Source organism: Pseudomonas sp. PAMC25584 (assembly GCF_058135675.1).
Genome location: NZ_CM176870.1, coordinates 4,224,201 through 4,242,500, shown reverse-complemented (window position 1 = coordinate 4,242,500; position 18,300 = coordinate 4,224,201). Strand labels below are relative to the sequence as shown.

Below are 18,300 nucleotides of genomic sequence, written 5' to 3'. Positions count from 1 at the left end.
CGACTGCGTGAAGTCGGAATCGCTAGTAATCGCGAATCAGAATGTCGCGGTGAATACGTTCCCGGGCCTTGTACACACCGCCCGTCACACCATGGGAGTGGGTTGCACCAGAAGTAGCTAGTCTAACCTTCGGGAGGACGGTTACCACGGTGTGATTCATGACTGGGGTGAAGTCGTAACAAGGTAGCCGTAGGGGAACCTGCGGCTGGATCACCTCCTTAATCGACGACATCAGCTGCTCCATAAGTTCCCACACGAATTGCTTGATTCATGCGTTTGTCAAAGTGCAGAGCTAACTATTCGAATCGAATAATTAGCTCTGATCTTTTTCAGAACCGTTCTTTAAAAATTTGGGTATGTGATAGAAAGATAGACTGAACGTTACTTTCACTGGTAGCGGATCAGGCTAAGGTAAAATTTGTGAGTTGCTCTTAATTGAGTATTATCGAATTTTCGGCGAATGTCGTCTTCACAGTATAACCAGATTGCTTGGGGTTATATGGTCAAGTGAAGAAGCGCATACGGTGGATGCCTTGGCAGTCAGAGGCGATGAAAGACGTGGTAGCCTGCGAAAAGCTTCGGGGAGTCGGCAAACAGACTTTGATCCGGAGATGTCTGAATGGGGGAACCCAGCCATCATAAGATGGTTACCTTACACTGAATACATAGGTGTAAGGGGCGAACCAGGGGAACTGAAACATCTAAGTACCCTGAGGAAAAGAAATCAACCGAGATTCCCTTAGTAGTGGCGAGCGAACGGGGACTAGCCCTTAAGTGGCTTTGAGATTAGCGGAACGTTCTGGAAAGTACGGCCATAGTGGGTGATAGCCCTGTACGCGAAAATCTCTTAGTCATGAAATCGAGTAGGACGGAGCACGAGAAACTTTGTCTGAATATGGGGGGACCATCCTCCAAGGCTAAATACTACTGACTGACCGATAGTGAACTAGTACCGTGAGGGAAAGGCGAAAAGAACCCCGGAGAGGGGAGTGAAATAGATCCTGAAACCGTATGCGTACAAGCAGTGGGAGCCTACTTGTTAGGTGACTGCGTACCTTTTGTATAATGGGTCAGCGACTTATTTTCAGTGGCGAGCTTAACCGAATAGGGGAGGCGTAGCGAAAGCGAGTCTTAATAGGGCGTCTAGTCGCTGGGAATAGACCCGAAACCGGGCGATCTATCCATGGGCAGGTTGAAGGTTGGGTAACACTAACTGGAGGACCGAACCGACTACCGTTGAAAAGTTAGCGGATGACCTGTGGATCGGAGTGAAAGGCTAATCAAGCTCGGAGATAGCTGGTTCTCCTCGAAAGCTATTTAGGTAGCGCCTCATGTATCACTGTAGGGGGTAGAGCACTGTTTCGGCTAGGGGGTCATCCCGACTTACCAAACCGATGCAAACTCCGAATACCTACAAGTGCCGAGCATGGGAGACACACGGCGGGTGCTAACGTCCGTCGTGAAAAGGGAAACAACCCAGACCGTCAGCTAAGGTCCCAAAGTTATGGTTAAGTGGGAAACGATGTGGGAAGGCTTAGACAGCTAGGAGGTTGGCTTAGAAGCAGCCACCCTTTAAAGAAAGCGTAATAGCTCACTAGTCGAGTCGGCCTGCGCGGAAGATGTAACGGGGCTCAAACCATACACCGAAGCTACGGGTATCACTTAGGTGATGCGGTAGAGGAGCGTTCTGTAAGCCTGTGAAGGTGAGTTGAGAAGCTTGCTGGAGGTATCAGAAGTGCGAATGCTGACATGAGTAACGATAATGGGTGTGAAAAACACCCACGCCGAAAGACCAAGGTTTCCTGCGCAACGTTAATCGACGCAGGGTTAGTCGGTCCCTAAGGCGAGGCTGAAAAGCGTAGTCGATGGAAAACAGGTTAATATTCCTGTACTTCTGGTTATTGCGATGGAGGGACGGAGAAGGCTAGGCCAGCTTGGCGTTGGTTGTCCAAGTTTAAGGTGGTAGGCTGGAATCTTAGGTAAATCCGGGATTCTAAGGCCGAGAGCTGATGACGAGTTAACTTTTAGTTAACGAAGTGGTTGATGCCATGCTTCCAAGAAAAGCTTCTAAGCTTCAGGTAACCAGGAACCGTACCCCAAACCGACACAGGTGGTTGGGTAGAGAATACCAAGGCGCTTGAGAGAACTCGGGTGAAGGAACTAGGCAAAATGGCACCGTAACTTCGGGAGAAGGTGCGCCGGTGAGGGTGAAGGACTTGCTCCGTAAGCTCATGCCGGTCGAAGATACCAGGCCGCTGCGACTGTTTATTAAAAACACAGCACTCTGCAAACACGAAAGTGGACGTATAGGGTGTGACGCCTGCCCGGTGCCGGAAGGTTAATTGATGGGGTTAGCTAACGCGAAGCTCTTGATCGAAGCCCCGGTAAACGGCGGCCGTAACTATAACGGTCCTAAGGTAGCGAAATTCCTTGTCGGGTAAGTTCCGACCTGCACGAATGGCGTAACGATGGCGGCGCTGTCTCCACCCGAGACTCAGTGAAATTGAAATCGCTGTGAAGATGCAGTGTATCCGCGGCTAGACGGAAAGACCCCGTGAACCTTTACTATAGCTTTGCACTGGACTTTGAATTTGCTTGTGTAGGATAGGTGGGAGGCTTTGAAGCGTGGACGCTAGTTCGCGTGGAGCCAACCTTGAAATACCACCCTGGCAACTTTGAGGTTCTAACTCAGGTCCGTTATCCGGATCGAGGACAGTGTATGGTGGGTAGTTTGACTGGGGCGGTCTCCTCCTAAAGAGTAACGGAGGAGTACGAAGGTGCGCTCAGACCGGTCGGAAATCGGTCGTAGAGTATAAAGGCAAAAGCGCGCTTGACTGCGAGACAGACACGTCGAGCAGGTACGAAAGTAGGTCTTAGTGATCCGGTGGTTCTGTATGGAAGGGCCATCGCTCAACGGATAAAAGGTACTCCGGGGATAACAGGCTGATACCGCCCAAGAGTTCATATCGACGGCGGTGTTTGGCACCTCGATGTCGGCTCATCACATCCTGGGGCTGAAGCCGGTCCCAAGGGTATGGCTGTTCGCCATTTAAAGTGGTACGCGAGCTGGGTTTAGAACGTCGTGAGACAGTTCGGTCCCTATCTGCCGTGGACGTTTGAGATTTGAGAGGGGCTGCTCCTAGTACGAGAGGACCGGAGTGGACGAACCTCTGGTGTTCCGGTTGTCACGCCAGTGGCATTGCCGGGTAGCTATGTTCGGAATAGATAACCGCTGAAAGCATCTAAGCGGGAAACTAGCCTCAAGATGAGATCTCACTGGGACCTTGAGTCCCCTGAAGGGCCGTCGAAGACTACGACGTTGATAGGTTGGGTGTGTAAGCGCTGTGAGGCGTTGAGCTAACCAATACTAATTGCCCGTGAGGCTTGACCATATAACACCCAAGCAATTTGACTACTCGAAAGAGCATCAGATTGCGGTGTGTGAAGACGAAACGAACCGAAAGTTCGAATCTCACAAAACACCGAAAGCTATCACATACCCAATTTGCTGAAGCGAGGCCAGCTGGCCACGACTCAGTACCCGAATTTCTTGACGACCATAGAGCATTGGAACCACCTGATCCCATCCCGAACTCAGCAGTGAAACGATGCATCGCCGATGGTAGTGTGGGGTTTCCCCATGTGAGAGTAGGTCATCGTCAAGATTAAATTCCAGAACCCCTGTTTGCTTACGCAGACAGGGGTTTTGTTTGTCTGCGGGAAAATATTCTCAGACTGGTACGGAGTTCCCGCTAGGTTGGCGCCAGCCTGAATCGTCCTTAAATCTGTCGACACTTGATGCCCGGTTTTGGGCCGAAAGCAGCCCCTTTCTTTCCAAACAGGTCTACCATGCCAGCCCGGGAGTGGTCCACGCGCTACCGTCCATTTTTCATAAAGGTACAGCAATGACCATCGACCAAATTTCCCTTCCCAAAGGTGTAGGCCCTCACGCCTCCAAGCTTCTCGACGCCATCACCGGCGCCTCGACCCACGAAGAACTCAACCGCGCCGGCGGCAAAGCTGAAGGTTTTGTCTTGGGGCTCGAGTCCACCAAGGCCATCAAAAGTCAAATCGCCGAGTCGTTGTATGTGGCTTACGACGACGCGGCGAGCAATCGCGCGAGTGAGTTGAAAGGCTAATCGTCAGTCGCCGAGGTCTTCGGACAGGTCGAGCAGCAAGGCACGGTGGACGCGTTACAGCGTAAGACTTAATAACCATCCCGCCGCGCCGCTTCCGGCAACCACCAGCCACGGTGGCAGCTTCCATACCATCAGCGCCACCAGGCCGATCAGGGCCAGGCCGAAATCCCGTGCGCTAAAGATCGCACTGGTCCACACCGGCTGGTACAGCGCCGCCAGCAACAGGCCAACTACTGCGGCGTTCACGCCCGCGAGGGCGGCCTGGGTGCGCGGGCTGTGCCGCAGGCTTTCCCAGAAGGGCAGCGCGCCCATCACCAGCAAAAACGACGGGGCGAAGATCGCCAGCAGGCAGAGCGTGCCGCCGAGCCAGCCGTTCGGGGGCTGGGTCATCGAGGCGCCGAGGAAGGCGGCGAAAGTGAACAGCGGGCCGGGCATGGCTTGGGCGGCGCCGTAGCCAGCGAGGAATACGTCGTTGCTCACCCACCCGGTGGGTACGACTTCGGCCTGCAGCAGCGGCAGCACCACGTGGCCGCCGCCGAATACCAGCGAGCCGCTGCGGTAGAAGGCGTCGGTCAGCGCCAGGCTCTGGTTGGGGATCAATTGGGCCAGGACCGGCAGGCCGGCCAGCACCAGCACAAACAGCGATAACCACATCGCCCCGGCACGGCGGCTGAGCGTCACGGGCAACGTATCGTGCGCAGCGGGCGGCGTGGGCTTGAACAGCAGCAGGCCAGCCACCGCCGCCGCGCCGATCACTGCCACCTGGCCCCACGCCGAGGTTTGCAGCAGGGCCGCGCAGGCGGCGAGCAGCATCAAGGTGATGCGCGCTGCGTCGGTACACAGGTTGCGCGCCATACCCCATACCGCTTGGGCGACCACGGCGACGGCCACTACCTTAAGGCCATGCAGCGCGCCGGTAGGAAGGACTGTGCTGTGTTGGGCAATGCCCAAGGCGAACAGGATCAGCACAATGGCGGACGGCAGCGTAAACCCCAACCACGCCGCTAGCGCCCCACCGTAGCCGGCCCGCGACAGGCCCAGCGCGATGCCCACCTGGCTGCTGGCCGGGCCGGGCAGGAATTGGCACAGTGCGACCAAATCCCCATAGCTGCGCTCGCTCAGCCAGCGGCGCCGAGTGACAAATTCGTCGCGAAAGTAACCCAGGTGCGCGATGGGGCCGCCGAAGGAGGTGAGCCCCAGGCGCAGAAAAATCAGAAACACCGACCAGGCGCTGGCGGGGTGATCCGTGGGGGAGTGGGCCAAGGTGGGTGTCTCGGTGAGGGGAATAGGGGGCGGCGTGTCGAGGCACCTTAGCGAATTTTGATGACGTGAAGAAGGGGTCGTTACGTGAAAGCGTAACCCGCGTTGTTGTACTGTTGGCTGCCCAGGACCGGCGACCATTACAAAGGATTGAACATGACATTGACCGTCGAAACCTTTCTCAAGCTGGCCATGGCCAACCCCATCAACGCCGAGATCACCGCGCGCCTGCCCGCTCTTGGTTTGAGCCAGTGCATGCTGACGGCGGGCTGTCTGTTCCAGGCCGTTTGGAATCATCAGTCGAATCTGCCTGCTGATCAGGGGGTGAAGGACTACGACGTTTTTTACTTCGATTCGGACCTTTCCTGGGAGGCTGAAGACGCGGTCATTCGCGCAGCGCAGCGGCTGTTCGAGGATTTGGACGTTGAAATTGAGGTAAAGAATCAGGCGCGCGTTCACCTGTGGTATGGCCAGCGGTTTGGCCGACCGTATCCGCAGTTGCGCTCGGCTCGCGACGGGATTGATCGTTACCTGGTGGCCGGGACGTGCATCGGGCTGGATGTGGCGACGGGTGAGGTGTATGCGCCGTTTGGTTTGACTGATATGGAGCAGGGCTTTCTCAGGATCAACCCCATCAATCCGCAGCCGGGGTTGTTTGAGCACAAGGCGCGCAGCTATCAGGCGCGGTGGCCTTGGCTCAGGATTGTCGAGAGTTAGCGATGCGAGCGCGCTGGTTCGGCAGGTGATGCGCGGTGATCCCTTCGCCGCCTCGCCGGGCTCGACAGCGCCGACATTTGAACGGCGTTGTTTTTAACAGCGCAACCGCAGAATCTGCGCCCCATCGAACGGGTCCGTCAGATAGTGCGCCTGCACCCCGAACGTGTCCTGCAGCCGCTGCGGTGTCAGCACTTCCAGTGGCTTGCCCAGCGCCACCAAGCGCCCGCGCTCCAGCACGGCCAGGCGATCACAGGTCAGCGCCTGGTTGAGGTCGTGCAAGGCGATCAAGGTCGTGACGGGCAACGCCTGCACCCCCTTCAAAATCGCCAGTTGATGCTGGATATCCAGGTGATTGGTCGGTTCATCCAACAACAGAATCTGCGGCCGTTGCGCCAGGGCGCGGGCGATGTGTACGCGTTGGCGTTCACCGCCGGAGAGGCTGCGCCAGGCGCGGTTGCTCAAGTGGGTGGCGTCCACGTCGTGCAGTGCCTGGCGCACGATGCGCTCGTCTGCCTCGGACCACGGGCTCAGCGCAGACAGCCACGGTGTGCGGCCCAAGGCGACAGCGTCGAACACGCGAATGGCATCGTCGGTGTCGGCCTGTTGTTCCACCACGGCCAGACGTTGTGCGATGGTGCGGCGGGACAGTTCGCTCAGACGCTCGCCACCGAGGCGCACTTCGCCATGGGCAGGAGTACGCAAACCGGCCAACAGTTTGAGCAAGGTGGATTTACCGGAGCCGTTCGGTCCGACAATCCCGAGGGTTTCGCCTGACGCCACCTCCAGGTGGATATCCCGCAGCAACTCGGCGTCGCGCACCTTGAAGCCCAACCCGGTGCAGCTCAACACTGGCGCACTCATCGAGCGTTTCTCCGGCCGATCAGAATCAGCGCAAACACCGGCGCGCCGACCAGTGCCGTGACCACGCCGACCGGAATCACCTGGCCCTTGATCAAGGTGCGCGACAGCACATCCGCCGCGATCAGAAATAGCGCGCCGCCCAACGCGCTGGCCGGCAGCAGGCGTGAGTGCCCGGTGCCGAGCAGCAGACGCACTGCATGGGGGATCACCAGCCCGACAAACCCGATAGAGCCGACAATCGACACCATCACCGCCGTGACCAATGCGGCGCAGCCCACCAGCACAAACTGCACGCGGCGCACCGGGATGCCGAGGGAGGCCGCCGAGTCGCTGCCGAAGGTGAACGCATCCAGCGCACGGCGATGCCACAGGCACACCGCCAACCCGGCGACCGCCACCGGCACCGCCAGCCACACCGACGGCCAACGCACACCGCTGAGGTTGCCCAGCAGCCAGAACAAAATGCCGCGCGCCTGTTCGGAGCTGGCCGACTTGGTGATCAGGAACGCAGTCAGCGCGTTGAACAGTTGCGAGCCAGCGATGCCCGCGAGGATGATCTGCCCGGTGCCGCTGGACGAACCGCTGGCCCGTGCGAGCAATATCACCAGCGCAAACGCCGCCATCGCCCCGGCAAATGCGCCGACGGATAGCGAAATCAAACCACCGCCGACGCCCATCAGCACCACCAGGACTGCGCCGGTCGAAGCACCGGCGCTGATGCCCAGCAGGTAAGGATCGGCCAAGGGGTTGCGCAACAACGACTGCAAAATCACCCCGCAGGTGGCCAGCCCCGCCCCGCACGCAGCGGCGACCAGGGTGCGGGTCAGGCGGTAGTTCCACACCACGCCTTCATCGATCGGGTCCAGCACGTAGCCGGCCGCCCACAGCTTGTTGGCCAGCACTTGGAGCACCACGTGTGGCGTGATGGCGGTTTCGCCGATGGCCACGCCGGCGAGCACGGCGATCAGCAGCAACGCCAGGGCAAGCACGGTTCGTATCAGGCTGGCGCTCATTTCGGCAGGTCGTAGCCGTCGATGGCCGTGGCCAGTTGTTCAAGGCCCTCGAAGGTGCGCACGCTGGCCTGCAGGGCCATGGCGTCGAGGATGATGATGCGGTTGTGTTTAACCGCGTCCATGTTGCGCGTCACCGGGTCGCTGCGCAGGAAGGCCAGCTTCTGTTCATGATCGTCAGCCGGGTAGCGGCGGCGGTCCATACGCGCGATCACCAGCACGGTGGGGTTGGCCTTGGCGATGGTTTCCCAGCCGACGGCGGGCCATTCCTCATCGGACTGCACCACGTTGCGCAGGCCGAGGGTTTGCAGCATGAACTCAGGGACGCCCTTGTGGCCGGCCACGTAGGGATCGCTGGCCATCTCGGCGCTGGAGAACCACACCAACGCGCTGGCCTGCTTGAGCCCCTTGCTGTGCACCGTGGCGACGGACTTGGCCAGGCGTGTCTTGAGTTCATCGTTGAGTTGCCGGCCGCGATCTTGTACGTCGAAAATCTCGGCCAGTTGGCGGATGCTCTTGTAGATCGTGTCGACACGGAATGGCTCCAGCCGCGTGCCGTCGGCGCCCACCCGGTTGTCCTTGCCTTCGCAGTCGGAGGGCAACAGGTAGGTGGCGATCTTCAACTCATGAAACTGCTCGCGGGTGCCCACCACGCCTTGCGGGCCGACCACCCATTCCAGCTCGGCCGCCACCAGTTGCGGGCGTTTGGCGATCACCGACTCGAAACTCGGTTCGTTATTGGCCAGGCGTTCGATGTTGTCGTTCAGCGCCTTGAATGGCGGCAACACGTTGTTGAACCACAGCGACGTGCCGACTACTTTATCGCCCACGCCGAGGGCATAGAGCATTTCGGTGGCAGCCTGGCCGATGGTCACGCTGCGGGCGGGCGCTTGCGCGAAGGTCAGGGTGCTGCCGCAGTTCTCCACCGTCAGCGGGTACTGAGTGGGGTTGGCTTGGGCCAGGGCACACAAGCCCAGCCCGGTGAGCAGGGCGATAACGCGTGGCAGCATGGGGCAATCTCCTTGAAGCCGTACCTGGAGCTGGGGATGTACGGTTCGGAAATACGCCCTCGACCGCTGCGGTTGAGGCAGGCAAGGATGTCCTTCCCGGACACCCCGCCGGTTAGTGATTTTGCTGGGCCGGCAGGTCTCCTGACTGATGCGTCGTCGCCACGCTCCGGCCTTCCCGGACGTGGTCCAGTGGCAGTGGGGGAGCAGGCTCGGCATCTACAGTTGCGGGGGCAGTTCCGATTGGCGCGATGTACCGCGCTTCGGATTCCCTATTAGTCCCGTTTGGGAACCGGCGCGGTATGGTAGTCGATCACGGCGAGGCGATATAGCCTTAGGTCGCCCGGTCAGAGACGAATATCTTCAGGGCCCTGGATCAGCGCTTCAATTCGCGTCCCCGTGGCGCGCTCTTCGTTGCTGAAACCGTCGTAGTCGGCCAGGTTGCCGAAGCGAATACCGGTCAATCGCTCTATCTGAATCACGCTGCGTTGGTAGGTTCTGAGCTGGCCGAACATGAGGTCGAGCTGACCCAGTTCACGGCTTTGGTCGATCATGTAGGCGCTGGCGGAGGGCTCGCCGTCGTCGCTGAGGTAGGCGACCACTTTCCAGAATGCCTTGGGGATTTTAACGCCCCGGTAAACACGGTCGTCGTCAGCCAGCACCGGGCCGGTAAACACCGTGGCCCGGGCTTTCCAGCGTTGAGTGTTATCGAGAATGTAGTCCTCGAGCTCCAGCCAGGTCTTCTGGTTGAACCCGCTCATCTGCGGTGAGCAGTTGGTGAAGTGGAAGGTGTCGGCATTGGCCGTGTTGGCGGCGTCGCCCCAGTTGGGGTCTTGTCGGCGTACCAGGTGACCGCGGTCCAGGCCATTGTTGGTGTAGAGCGCGTCGCCCACCTGTGCGCTGATGGGCAGGCGACCGTCGTAGGCCCAGGCGTCGTTGCTGCGGATGATATCCACATGCTGTCCGCCATCGATATTGGCGCCCACGTAGAGCGCCAGTCGCCTCGAGCGGGACATGGTCACTGAGAAATGCGTGTAGTCCAGGCGCAGCGGTTGTACGTCAGCCGCCAGGGCCTCATCCACCGTGGGCCATGGCACCACGAAGCGGTCGAGAAACGCTTCAGCGTAGCCGCCCCGGTCCTGCAGGTCCTTGGCCGCGGTGACGCGCACAGTCGCCGCCCTGGCCTCCATGAGGCTGGGGCTGGCCGCGATCAACGGGCGCAGATCGGCGAGCCGGGGGCGGCGCGAAAGGTCGATTTTGGCGGTGCGTGGGGGCATCGTAAGTTCCTCGCAGTCCTTGGATAAACGCTACTGCAGCATAGCTTCATGACAATTTGGGCCAAGCCGTCGCAGCATGACTATCCTTGAACGGTTACCCGGACGTTCACCACCCGCCAAAATGGAGCCAGCCAATGTGTGTTCGCCAGCATCGCAATCCGATTTTCTGCCTGATCCCGCCGTACATGCTCGACCAGATCGCCCGCAATGGCGATAAAGCGCAACGCGACGTCGCGTTACGGACACGCGCCAAAGACAGCACGTTCCGTTCGTTGCGCATGGTTGCCGTGCCCTCCAAAGGGGCCGCCCATATGGCCCTGGCTATGGGCGCCGACAAACGGCGTTCGATCTACAGCGCCGAGGGCGCCGATAGCCTGCCGGGCAAGCTGATCCGTGGCGAAGGGCAACCTGCCAGTGGTGATGTCGCGGTGGACGAGGCCTATGACGGGTTGGGCGCCACGTTCGATTTTTTTGATCAGGTCTTCGACCGCAATTCCATTGACGACGCCGGTATGGCACTGGACGCGACGGTTCATTTTGGCCAGAGCTACAACAATGCGTTCTGGAATTCGAGCCAGATGGTGTTTGGTGATGGCGATCAGCAGCTATTCAACCGGTTCACGATCGCCCTTGATGTCATTGGCCATGAGTTGGCCCACGGTGTGACCGAGGATGAGGCCAAGTTGATGTATTTCAATCAATCCGGTGCGTTGAACGAGTCGCTGTCTGACGTGTTCGGTTCACTCATCAAGCAGTACGCGCTGCAGCAAAAGGCGCAAGATGCGGATTGGTTGATCGGCAAAGGGTTGTTTACCAAGCAAATCAAAGGCACTGCTTTGCGCTCGATGAAAGCGCCAGGCACCGCGTTTGATGACAAGCTGCTGGGCAAGGACCCTCAGCCTTGGCATATGGACGATTTCGTGCAGACCTATGAGGACAACGGCGGGGTGCATATCAATTCCGGCATTCCCAACCATGCGTTCTATCAGGTGGCCACGAAGATCGGCGGGTTTGCCTGGGAGCGCGCCGGGCGTATCTGGTATGACGCGCTGCGCGACTCGCGGTTGCGGCCGAACGCGGGGTTTCTGCGTTTCGCGCGCATCACCTACGACATCGCCGGCCGGCTGTACGGTGCTGACAAGGCTGAGCAGAAGGCGGTGAAGGAAGGCTGGAAAGCCGTGGGCATTAACGTCTGACAACCCGCCTGGGCGGTGAGGAGCAGCCATGCAAATTTCGATCAAGGAAATCGGTGGTCCGGCGTTTTTTCCGGGCCTGGCCCGACCGAACACCGTGGAACTGGAGAAGCTGCCCGAGCCGGACCAGCAAGAGTTGCGGCAACTGATCGAGGCTTCGCACTTCTTTCAGTTACCGCAAAGCACCGCGCCGGAACCCGGTAATCCAGGCCAGGTGCATTACACCTTGACCGTGACGGAAGGTGAGCGCGAGCACACAGTCTGTGTGCTCGCACCGGTGAAGTCACAGGCGCTGGACGGGCTGGTGCAGTGCCTGCGGCGGCATATTCGCTGTTGAGCCTGTTGCGCAGCCCAGTGGGGTCACACTCCCTTGCCACAGGGGTTGCTTTGGCTTACTTACGATCCAGCCATACCGTCTGCGCATTGCAGAATTCCCGCACGCCAAAGTGCGACAACTCGCGCCCAAAGCCGCTTTTCTTCACGCCGCCAAACGCCACCCGAGGGTCGGACACGCTGAAGGCGTTGACGAAGATCCCGCCGGTTTCGAGTTGGTTGGCGATATCGCGCGCTTTCGCCGAATCGCGGGTGAAGATGCTCGCGGTCAGGCCAAACTCGCTGTCGTTGGCCAGGGCCACGGCGTGGTCAGCGTCGCGGGCGCTGATGATGGAGGCGACGGGGCCGAACAGCTCCTGTTTGAACGAGGTCATCTGGTCGGTGACATCGGCCAGTACGGTCGGCGCGTAGTAGTTGCCGGCGCCGGGCACTTTGTTACCGCCCAGCAGCAGGGTCGCGCCTTCTGCCAGGGTGGCCTGGACCTGGCCGTGCAGTTCGTCGCGCAGGTCGAAGCGGGCCATCGGGCCGAGGTAGGTGCTGGTCGAGGTCGGGTCGCCCATCACCAGTTGGCGGCAGGCTTCGACGAACTTGGCGGTGAACGCGTCCACCACGCCGGCTTCGATGATCAGACGCTTGGCGGCAGCGCAGACTTGACCGCTGTTCTGGAAACGGCCGATCACGGCAGCCTGGACGGCGGCGTCGAGGTCGGCGTCGTTGAGCACGATGAACGGGTCGCAGCCGCCCAGTTCGAGCACGCATTTCTTCAGCGCGGCACCGGCCTGGGAGCCGATAGCCATGCCGGCGCGCACGCTGCCGGTGAGAGTGACGGCGGCGATGCGTGGGTCGGCGATGGCTTTGGACACACCGTCCTGGGTCACGTTGAGCACTTCGAACAGGCCTTGCGCAAAGCCGGCTTTGTGGAACGCCGCTTTCATCAGGTAGGCGCTGCCCATCACGTTCGGCGCGTGTTTGAGTACGTAGGTGTTGCCGGCGAGCAGCGTCGGCACGGCGCCGCGCAGGACTTGCCACACCGGGAAGTTCCATGGCATCACGGCGAGGATTGGCCCCAGCGGGCGGTATTCGATATGCGCGGTGCCGTTGTCCACCAGCGTCGGTTCCGGGGCGAGCATGGCGGGGCCGTGGGCGGCGTACCACTCGCTGAGTTGCGCGCATTTCTCGATTTCGGCGCGGGCCTGAGCGATGGGTTTGCCCATTTCCAGGGTGATCATCTGCGCCATCTCCTCGGCTTGATCACGCAGGGCTCCGGCCAGTGCCAGCAAACGCTCTGCGCGCTGGCTGACCGGCTGACGGCGCCAGGTGCGGAAGGCAGCGGTGGCACGGTCGAGGGCGGCGTCCAGTTGGGCCTCGCTTTCATACGGGTAACTGCCGAGCGTTTCGCCGGTGGCAGGGTTGATCGAGAGGGCGTGGGTCTGGTGAGTGATAGTGTGCATGGCACCGTCCTGCTGAAAGTTTGGATTGGAATCAGCGTAAGGGGCTATGTCTTTTCTGGAAAGTGAATAATATTAAGCAATATGTTCACGATTGGAGAATGATTTGGACCTGGTGCAGCTGGAAATCTTCAAGGCCGTTGCCGAGCAAGGCAGCATCAGCGCCGCCGCGCAGTTGATTCATCGGGTGCCGTCCAACCTGACCACGCGCATCAAGCAACTGGAGCAGGATCTCGGCGTGGAGCTGTTTATCCGCGAGAAGAGCCGCCTGCGCTTGTCGCCGGCCGGGTGGAACTTCCTCGGCTATGCGCGGCGCATTCTCGACTTGGTGCAGGAAGCCCGCGCGACGGTGGCGGGGGAGGAGCCCCAGGGCGCGTTTGCCCTGGGTTCGCTGGAAAGCACCGCAGCGGTGCGCATTCCTGCGTTACTGGCGGCGTATAACCAGAAGCACACCAAGGTCGAGTTGGACCTGAGTACCGGGCCATCCGGCACGATGATCGAAGGCGTGCTGTCAGGGCGCCTGGCGGCAGCGTTTGTCGATGGGCCGGTGTTGCATGCCACCCTGGAGGGCGTGGCGGTGTTCGAGGAGGAGATGGTGGTGATTGCACCGTTGCACCACGCGCCGATCACCCGCGGGCAGGATGTGAACGGGGAAAGCATCTATACCTTTCGCTCCAACTGTTCGTACCGGCACCACTTCGAGCGCTGGTTCTCACAGGACGGCGCGGTGCCGGGGCGGATTTTTGAGATGGAGTCTTACCACGGCATGCTTGCCTGCGTCAGCGCTGGGGCCGGCCTGGCGCTGATGCCGCGCAGCATGCTGGAAAGCATGCCGGGGTTTACCACGGTGAGTGTGTGGCCGCTGACGGACAGTTTCCGCCTGTTGCACACCTGGCTGATCTGGCGCCGGGGCACGGTGTCGCAGAGCCTTAACAGTTTTGTGCGGTTGCTGGAGGAACGCGCCCTGGAAACCCCATAAAACCAATGTGGGAGGGGGCTTGCCCCCGAAAGCGGTGGGTCAGCCAATACACCCATCACTGATACACCGCCTTCGCAGGCAAGCCCCCTCCCTCCTTTCGATCTTCATCAGCCGCCGAATTGCAGGGTACCCATCGCCAATTTGGCCATGATGGCTGTCGCACCCAATTGCACCAGCCACAGGGCCAGGCCACCGAGGAATACGCCGAGGGCTACTTGCAGTACCAGGCTTTTCTGGCGCTTGGCTTGAGGCGCACGCGGGGTGAAGTGGTCCAGTTCATCGCGGTCGGCATGCAGGTCCAGGTCGTCGTTTCTCATAGGGGTCTCATAGCAAAGGGGCAGTCGGGGGTCAGTCTAGGGGAGCAGGGCGTTTTCTGACAGGCATTAAAAAGGGAAGCCGTAGCTTCCCTTCGTACAGCGCCGCCAGGGTTATAGAACCTGAACAATCGCCTTTGTTACCGCACCGATGTTCGCCTGGTTCAACGCCGCCACACAGATACGCCCGGTATCCAGCGCATAGATCCCAAACTCGGTGCGCAGGCGGGTGACTTGCTCAACGGTCAGGCCGGAGTAGGAGAACATCCCACGCTGGCGACCGACAAAGCTGAAGTCGTGGCCCGGCGCAGCCTTGGCCAGTTCGGCGACCATCTGCTCGCGCATGCCACGGATGCGCAGGCGCATTTCGGCCAGCTCGGCTTCCCACTTGGCGCGCAGCTCTGGGTTGTTCAGCACCGCAGCCACGATCGCCGCGCCGTGGGTCGGCGGGTTCGAGTAGTTGGTGCGGATCACACGCTTGACCTGGGACAGGATGCGCGCACTTTCTTCCTTGGATTCGCTGACGATCGACAGCGCGCCGACGCGTTCGCCGTACAGGGAGAACGACTTGGAGAACGAGCTCGATACAAAGAACGTCAGGCCCGATTCCGCGAACAGGCGCACCGCCGCAGCGTCTTCGTGAATGCCATCGCCAAAACCCTGGTAGGCCATGTCGAGGAACGGCACCAGGTTTTTCGCCTTGACCACGTCCAGCACTTGTTGCCAGTCGGCAGGGCTCAGGTCGACGCCGGTCGGGTTGTGGCAGCAGGCGTGCAATACCACGATGGACTGTGGCGGCAGGGCGTTGAGGTCGTCGAGCAGACCGGCACGGTTCACGTCGTGGGTGGCGGCGTCGTAGTAGCGGTAGGTCTGCACCGGGAAGCCGGCTTTTTCGAACAGCGCCTGGTGGTTTTCCCAGCTCGGGTCGCTGATGGCAACCACGGCATTGGGCAGCAGTTGCTTGAGGAAGTCAGCGCCGATCTTCAGTGCGCCGGTGCCGCCGACCGCTTGTGCGGTGATCACGCGGCCTGCGCTCAGCAGGGGCGAGTCAGCGCCGAACAGCAGCTTTTGCACGGCCTGGTCGTAGGCCACGATGCCGTCGATCGGCAGGTAGCCCCGGGCGGCGTGTTGCGCCACGCGAATGGCTTCCGCTTCGGCAACGGCACGCAAGAGCGGAATCTTCCCCTCTTCGTTGCAGTAAACGCCCACGCCAAGGTTGACCTTGGTGGTTCGTGTATCGGCGTTGAATGCTTCGTTGAGGCCCAGGATTGGATCGCGTGGTGCCATTTCGACAGCGGAGAACAGGCTCATTTTTGCGGCAGCTCTTTGGGGGAAAGGAGGGACGTGTCGCGCTCCAGCCGAATGCACTAGAGCGGTGCACAAACGGGGAGCTAGTATAGAGGCCATCACGGTCAAGGGCGACAACCGAAACGGCTTTTCGGCCAACTTTTTCGGTTTATTTGCCGACCGTTAGTCTTGATCCAGCCTTGAGCGTAGACGGCAGGTCGGACGATTGCCTTGAAACCCGACACATTAGCCACCACTTCTACAGCTATCATGGTTTTTTCCTGCAACCTGCGATGAGAATTCGCGGGTCGCTGAGTTTTTTTCGTCCTTGGTGGAGTGCAGCCGGGGGTGACTTGAAAGAGGTACGTTATGTCGGATTTCCAGCTCGTCACCCGCTTTGAACCCGCCGGCGATCAACCCGAAGCGATTCGCCAGATGGTCGAAGGCATCGAAGCCGGCTTGTCGCACCAGACGCTGCTCGGGGTGACCGGTTCGGGCAAGACATTCAGCATCGCCAACGTGATCGCGCAGATCAACCGCCCGACCCTGGTACTGGCACCGAACAAGACCCTGGCCGCGCAGTTGTATGGCGAGTTCAAGGCGTTCTTCCCGAACAACGCGGTGGAGTACTTCGTTTCCTACTACGACTACTACCAGCCCGAAGCCTATGTGCCGTCCTCCGATACCTTTATCGAGAAGGACGCATCGATCAACGACCACATCGAGCAGATGCGTCTGTCGGCGACCAAGGCGCTGCTGGAACGCAAGGACGCGATCATCGTCACCACGGTGTCGTGCATCTATGGCCTGGGCAGCCCGGAAACCTATCTGAAGATGGTGCTGCACGTTGACCGTGGTGACAAACTCGACCAGCGCGAACTGCTGCGTCGGCTGACGAGCCTGCAATACACCCGCAACGACATGGACTTCGCCCGCGCCACCTTCCGCGTGCGCGGCGATGTGATCGACATCTACCCGGCGGAGTCCGATCTGGAAGCGATCCGCATCGAGCTGTTCGACGATGAAGTCGAGAGCCTGTCGGCCTTCGACCCGTTGACCGGCGAAGTGATCCGCAAACTGCCGCGCTTCACCTTCTACCCCAAAAGTCACTACGTCACGCCGCGCGAAACCCTGATGGGCGCCGTCGAGGGCATCAAGGTCGAACTGGCCGAGCGCCTGGAGTACCTGCGCGCCAACAACAAGCTGGTGGAAGCCCAGCGCCTGGAGCAACGCACCCGCTTCGACCTGGAGATGATCCTGGAGCTGGGCTACTGCAACGGCATCGAAAACTACTCACGCTACCTCTCGGGTCGTGAATCCGGTGCGCCGCCGCCGACGCTCTACGACTACTTGCCGGACGACGCGCTGCTGGTGATCGACGAATCCCACGTCAGCGTGCCGCAAGTCGGCGCGATGTATAAGGGCGACCGTTCGCGCAAGGAAACCCTGGTGGAATACGGCTTCCGCCTGCCGTCGGCGCTGGACAACCGGCCGATGCGCTTCGACGAATGGGAACGCATCAGCCCGCAGACCATCTTCGTCTCGGCGACGCCCGGCAATTACGAGGCTGAGCATGCGGGGCGCGTGATCGAGCAACTGGTACGCCCGACCGGCCTGGTCGATCCGCAAATCGAAATCCGCCCGGCGTTGACCCAGGTCGACGACCTGCTCTCGGAAATCGGCAAGCGCGTGGCCCTGGAAGAGCGGGTACTGGTCACCACGCTGACCAAGCGCATGTCCGAAGATTTGACCGACTACCTGGCCGACCACGGCGTGCGCGTGCGCTACCTGCACTCGGACATCGACACCGTGGAGCGCGTGGAAATCATCCGCGACCTGCGCCTGGGTACTTTTGATGTACTGGTGGGGATCAACCTGCTGCGCGAAGGCCTGGACATGCCGGAAGTCTCGCTGGTGGCGATCCTCGATGCGGACAAGGAGGGCTTCCTGCGCTCCGAACGTTCGCTGATCCAGACCATCGGCCGTGCAGCGCGTAACCTCAATGGCCGGGCAATTCTCTACGCCGATCGCATCACCGGCTCCATGGAGCGGGCGATTGGCGAGACCGATCGCCGTCGCGACAAACAGATCGCCTTCAACCTGGCAAACGGCATTACGCCCAAGGGCGTGTTCAAGGACGTCGCCGACATCATGGAAGGCGCCACCGTGCCTGGCTCGCGCAGCAAGAAGCGCAAAGGCATGGCCAAGGCCGCCGAGGAAAGTGCCAAGTACGAAAACGAACTGCGTTCGCCGAGCGAGATCACCAAGCGTATCCGGCAGTTGGAAGAGAAAATGTACCAGTTGGCGCGGGATCTGGAATTCGAAGCGGCGGCGCAGACGCGGGATGAGATTGGTAAGTTGCGTGAGCGCTTGCTGGCAGTCTGATTGGTAGTGGCTGTACTGGCCTCATCGGGGGCAAGCCCCCTCCCACATTTGACCGCATTTCAACGTTGGAACCCGGTCAAATGTGGGAGG

The 18,300-nt window shown here is 60.2% G+C and carries 14 protein-coding genes, 3 rRNA genes and 1 riboswitch (1 of these 18 cut by a window edge); of the genes, 9 read left to right on the top strand and 8 right to left on the bottom strand.

What is annotated here, in order from left to right; genetic code table 11:
• The 4 genes from ACS5Q8_RS19685 to ACS5Q8_RS19670 all read left to right on the top strand — a co-directional run.
• Positions 1–221, top strand: a 16S ribosomal RNA gene (locus ACS5Q8_RS19685); it begins 1,316 nt to the left of the window's first position.
• 280 nt (positions 222–501) lie between these two features.
• Positions 502–3,392, top strand: a 23S ribosomal RNA gene (locus tag ACS5Q8_RS19680).
• Positions 3,393–3,549: 157 nt separating this feature from the next.
• A 5S ribosomal RNA gene (gene rrf, locus ACS5Q8_RS19675) occupies positions 3,550–3,665 on the top strand.
• Together the 16S, 23S and 5S rRNA genes form the textbook arrangement of a ribosomal RNA operon.
• A 240-nt stretch (positions 3,666–3,905) precedes the next feature.
• Positions 3,906–4,139 carry a hypothetical protein gene (locus ACS5Q8_RS19670; RefSeq protein WP_017847731.1) on the top strand — a complete coding sequence of 78 codons (234 nt, stop codon included), beginning with the start codon at positions 3,906–3,908 and terminating at the stop codon, positions 4,137–4,139.
• Positions 4,140–4,193: 54 nt separating this feature from the next.
• Here the strand turns inward: ACS5Q8_RS19670 and chrA are convergent, their stop codons facing one another.
• Entirely contained in the window at positions 4,194–5,402 is a 1,209-nt protein-coding gene (gene chrA / locus ACS5Q8_RS19665) for a chromate efflux transporter (RefSeq protein ID WP_276194090.1), read from the bottom strand.
• A gap of 153 nt (positions 5,403–5,555) precedes the next feature.
• Between chrA and ACS5Q8_RS19660 the strand changes: the two genes are divergently transcribed.
• The gene (locus ACS5Q8_RS19660) at positions 5,556–6,116 is read left to right on the top strand and encodes a nucleotidyltransferase family protein (protein ID WP_443697467.1); all 561 of its coding nucleotides are present in this window, start codon (positions 5,556–5,558) and stop codon (positions 6,114–6,116) included.
• 93 nt (positions 6,117–6,209) lie between these two features.
• Here ACS5Q8_RS19660 and ACS5Q8_RS19655 read toward each other — a convergent pair whose 3' ends face one another.
• From ACS5Q8_RS19655 to ACS5Q8_RS19640, 4 genes are all read right to left on the bottom strand, one after another.
• Positions 6,210–6,977, bottom strand: a complete 768-nt coding sequence (locus ACS5Q8_RS19655; protein WP_276194088.1) for an ABC transporter ATP-binding protein — start codon at positions 6,975–6,977, stop codon at positions 6,210–6,212.
• Positions 6,974–7,978: a FecCD family ABC transporter permease gene (locus ACS5Q8_RS19650; protein WP_276197970.1), complete on the bottom strand. Its 1,005-nt coding sequence runs from the start codon at positions 7,976–7,978 to the stop codon at positions 6,974–6,976. The genes ACS5Q8_RS19655 and ACS5Q8_RS19650 overlap by 4 nt, the downstream gene beginning before the upstream one ends.
• Positions 7,979–7,986: 8 nt before the next feature.
• Entirely contained in the window at positions 7,987–8,997 is a 1,011-nt protein-coding gene (locus tag ACS5Q8_RS19645) for an ABC transporter substrate-binding protein (RefSeq protein WP_276194087.1), read from the bottom strand.
• 114 nt (positions 8,998–9,111) lie between these two features.
• A riboswitch (cobalamin riboswitch) is annotated at positions 9,112–9,306 on the bottom strand.
• 35 nt (positions 9,307–9,341) lie between these two features.
• Positions 9,342–10,271, bottom strand: coding sequence for a DNA/RNA non-specific endonuclease (locus tag ACS5Q8_RS19640; RefSeq protein WP_426101224.1), 930 nt, complete (start codon positions 10,269–10,271; stop codon positions 9,342–9,344).
• 134 nt (positions 10,272–10,405) lie between these two features.
• On the opposite strand from ACS5Q8_RS19640, the gene ACS5Q8_RS19635 reads away from it, so the two are divergent.
• Complete coding sequence (locus tag ACS5Q8_RS19635) at positions 10,406–11,467, top strand: M4 family metallopeptidase (protein ID WP_426101226.1); 1,062 nt, start codon at positions 10,406–10,408, stop codon at positions 11,465–11,467.
• A 28-nt stretch (positions 11,468–11,495) separates the two neighbouring features.
• On the top strand, positions 11,496–11,801 hold the full coding sequence (locus ACS5Q8_RS19630) for a protealysin inhibitor emfourin (protein WP_276194084.1): 306 nt from the start codon (positions 11,496–11,498) through the stop codon (positions 11,799–11,801).
• Positions 11,802–11,856: 55 nt separating this feature from the next.
• Here ACS5Q8_RS19630 and ACS5Q8_RS19625 read toward each other — a convergent pair whose 3' ends face one another.
• On the bottom strand, positions 11,857–13,248 hold the full coding sequence (locus tag ACS5Q8_RS19625) for an aldehyde dehydrogenase family protein (RefSeq protein WP_465159349.1): 1,392 nt from the start codon (positions 13,246–13,248) through the stop codon (positions 11,857–11,859).
• 103 nt (positions 13,249–13,351) lie between these two features.
• Here ACS5Q8_RS19625 and ptrR point away from each other — a divergent pair, with 103 nt between their 5' ends.
• Positions 13,352–14,224 carry a putrescine utilization regulator PtrR gene (gene ptrR, locus ACS5Q8_RS19620; protein WP_276194082.1) on the top strand — a complete coding sequence of 291 codons (873 nt, stop codon included), beginning with the start codon at positions 13,352–13,354 and terminating at the stop codon, positions 14,222–14,224.
• A gap of 107 nt (positions 14,225–14,331) precedes the next feature.
• On the opposite strand, the gene ACS5Q8_RS19615 is transcribed toward ptrR, so the two are convergent.
• The gene (locus ACS5Q8_RS19615) at positions 14,332–14,541 is read right to left on the bottom strand and encodes a hypothetical protein (protein ID WP_276194081.1); all 210 of its coding nucleotides are present in this window, start codon (positions 14,539–14,541) and stop codon (positions 14,332–14,334) included.
• Between the two features lie 111 nt (positions 14,542–14,652).
• Complete coding sequence (locus tag ACS5Q8_RS19610; RefSeq protein WP_465159348.1) at positions 14,653–15,849, bottom strand: amino acid aminotransferase; 1,197 nt, start codon at positions 15,847–15,849, stop codon at positions 14,653–14,655.
• Positions 15,850–16,194: 345 nt separating this feature from the next.
• Between ACS5Q8_RS19610 and uvrB the strand changes: the two genes are divergently transcribed.
• The gene (uvrB, locus tag ACS5Q8_RS19605; RefSeq protein ID WP_247403098.1) at positions 16,195–18,210 is read left to right on the top strand and encodes an excinuclease ABC subunit UvrB; all 2,016 of its coding nucleotides are present in this window, start codon (positions 16,195–16,197) and stop codon (positions 18,208–18,210) included.
• The last annotated feature ends 90 nt before the right edge of the window (positions 18,211–18,300 follow it).

Coding starts and splice junctions, on each gene's coding strand:
- ACS5Q8_RS19670 (WP_017847731.1), top strand. CDS start 3,906: ATGACCATCGACCAAATTTCCCTTCCCAAAGGTGTAGGCCCTCACGCC.
- ACS5Q8_RS19660 (WP_443697467.1), top strand. CDS start 5,556: ATGACATTGACCGTCGAAACCTTTCTCAAGCTGGCCATGGCCAACCCC.
- ACS5Q8_RS19655 (WP_276194088.1), bottom strand. CDS start 6,977: ATGAGTGCGCCAGTGTTGAGCTGCACCGGGTTGGGCTTCAAGGTGCGC.
- ACS5Q8_RS19645 (WP_276194087.1), bottom strand. CDS start 8,997: ATGCTGCCACGCGTTATCGCCCTGCTCACCGGGCTGGGCTTGTGTGCC.
- ACS5Q8_RS19640 (WP_426101224.1), bottom strand. CDS start 10,271: ATGCCCCCACGCACCGCCAAAATCGACCTTTCGCGCCGCCCCCGGCTC.
- ACS5Q8_RS19635 (WP_426101226.1), top strand. CDS start 10,406: ATGTGTGTTCGCCAGCATCGCAATCCGATTTTCTGCCTGATCCCGCCG.
- ACS5Q8_RS19630 (WP_276194084.1), top strand. CDS start 11,496: ATGCAAATTTCGATCAAGGAAATCGGTGGTCCGGCGTTTTTTCCGGGC.
- ACS5Q8_RS19625 (WP_465159349.1), bottom strand. CDS start 13,248: ATGCACACTATCACTCACCAGACCCACGCCCTCTCGATCAACCCTGCC.
- ACS5Q8_RS19615 (WP_276194081.1), bottom strand. CDS start 14,541: ATGAGAAACGACGACCTGGACCTGCATGCCGACCGCGATGAACTGGAC.
- ACS5Q8_RS19610 (WP_465159348.1), bottom strand. CDS start 15,849: ATGAGCCTGTTCTCCGCTGTCGAAATGGCACCACGCGATCCAATCCTG.
- uvrB (WP_247403098.1), top strand. CDS start 16,195: ATGTCGGATTTCCAGCTCGTCACCCGCTTTGAACCCGCCGGCGATCAA.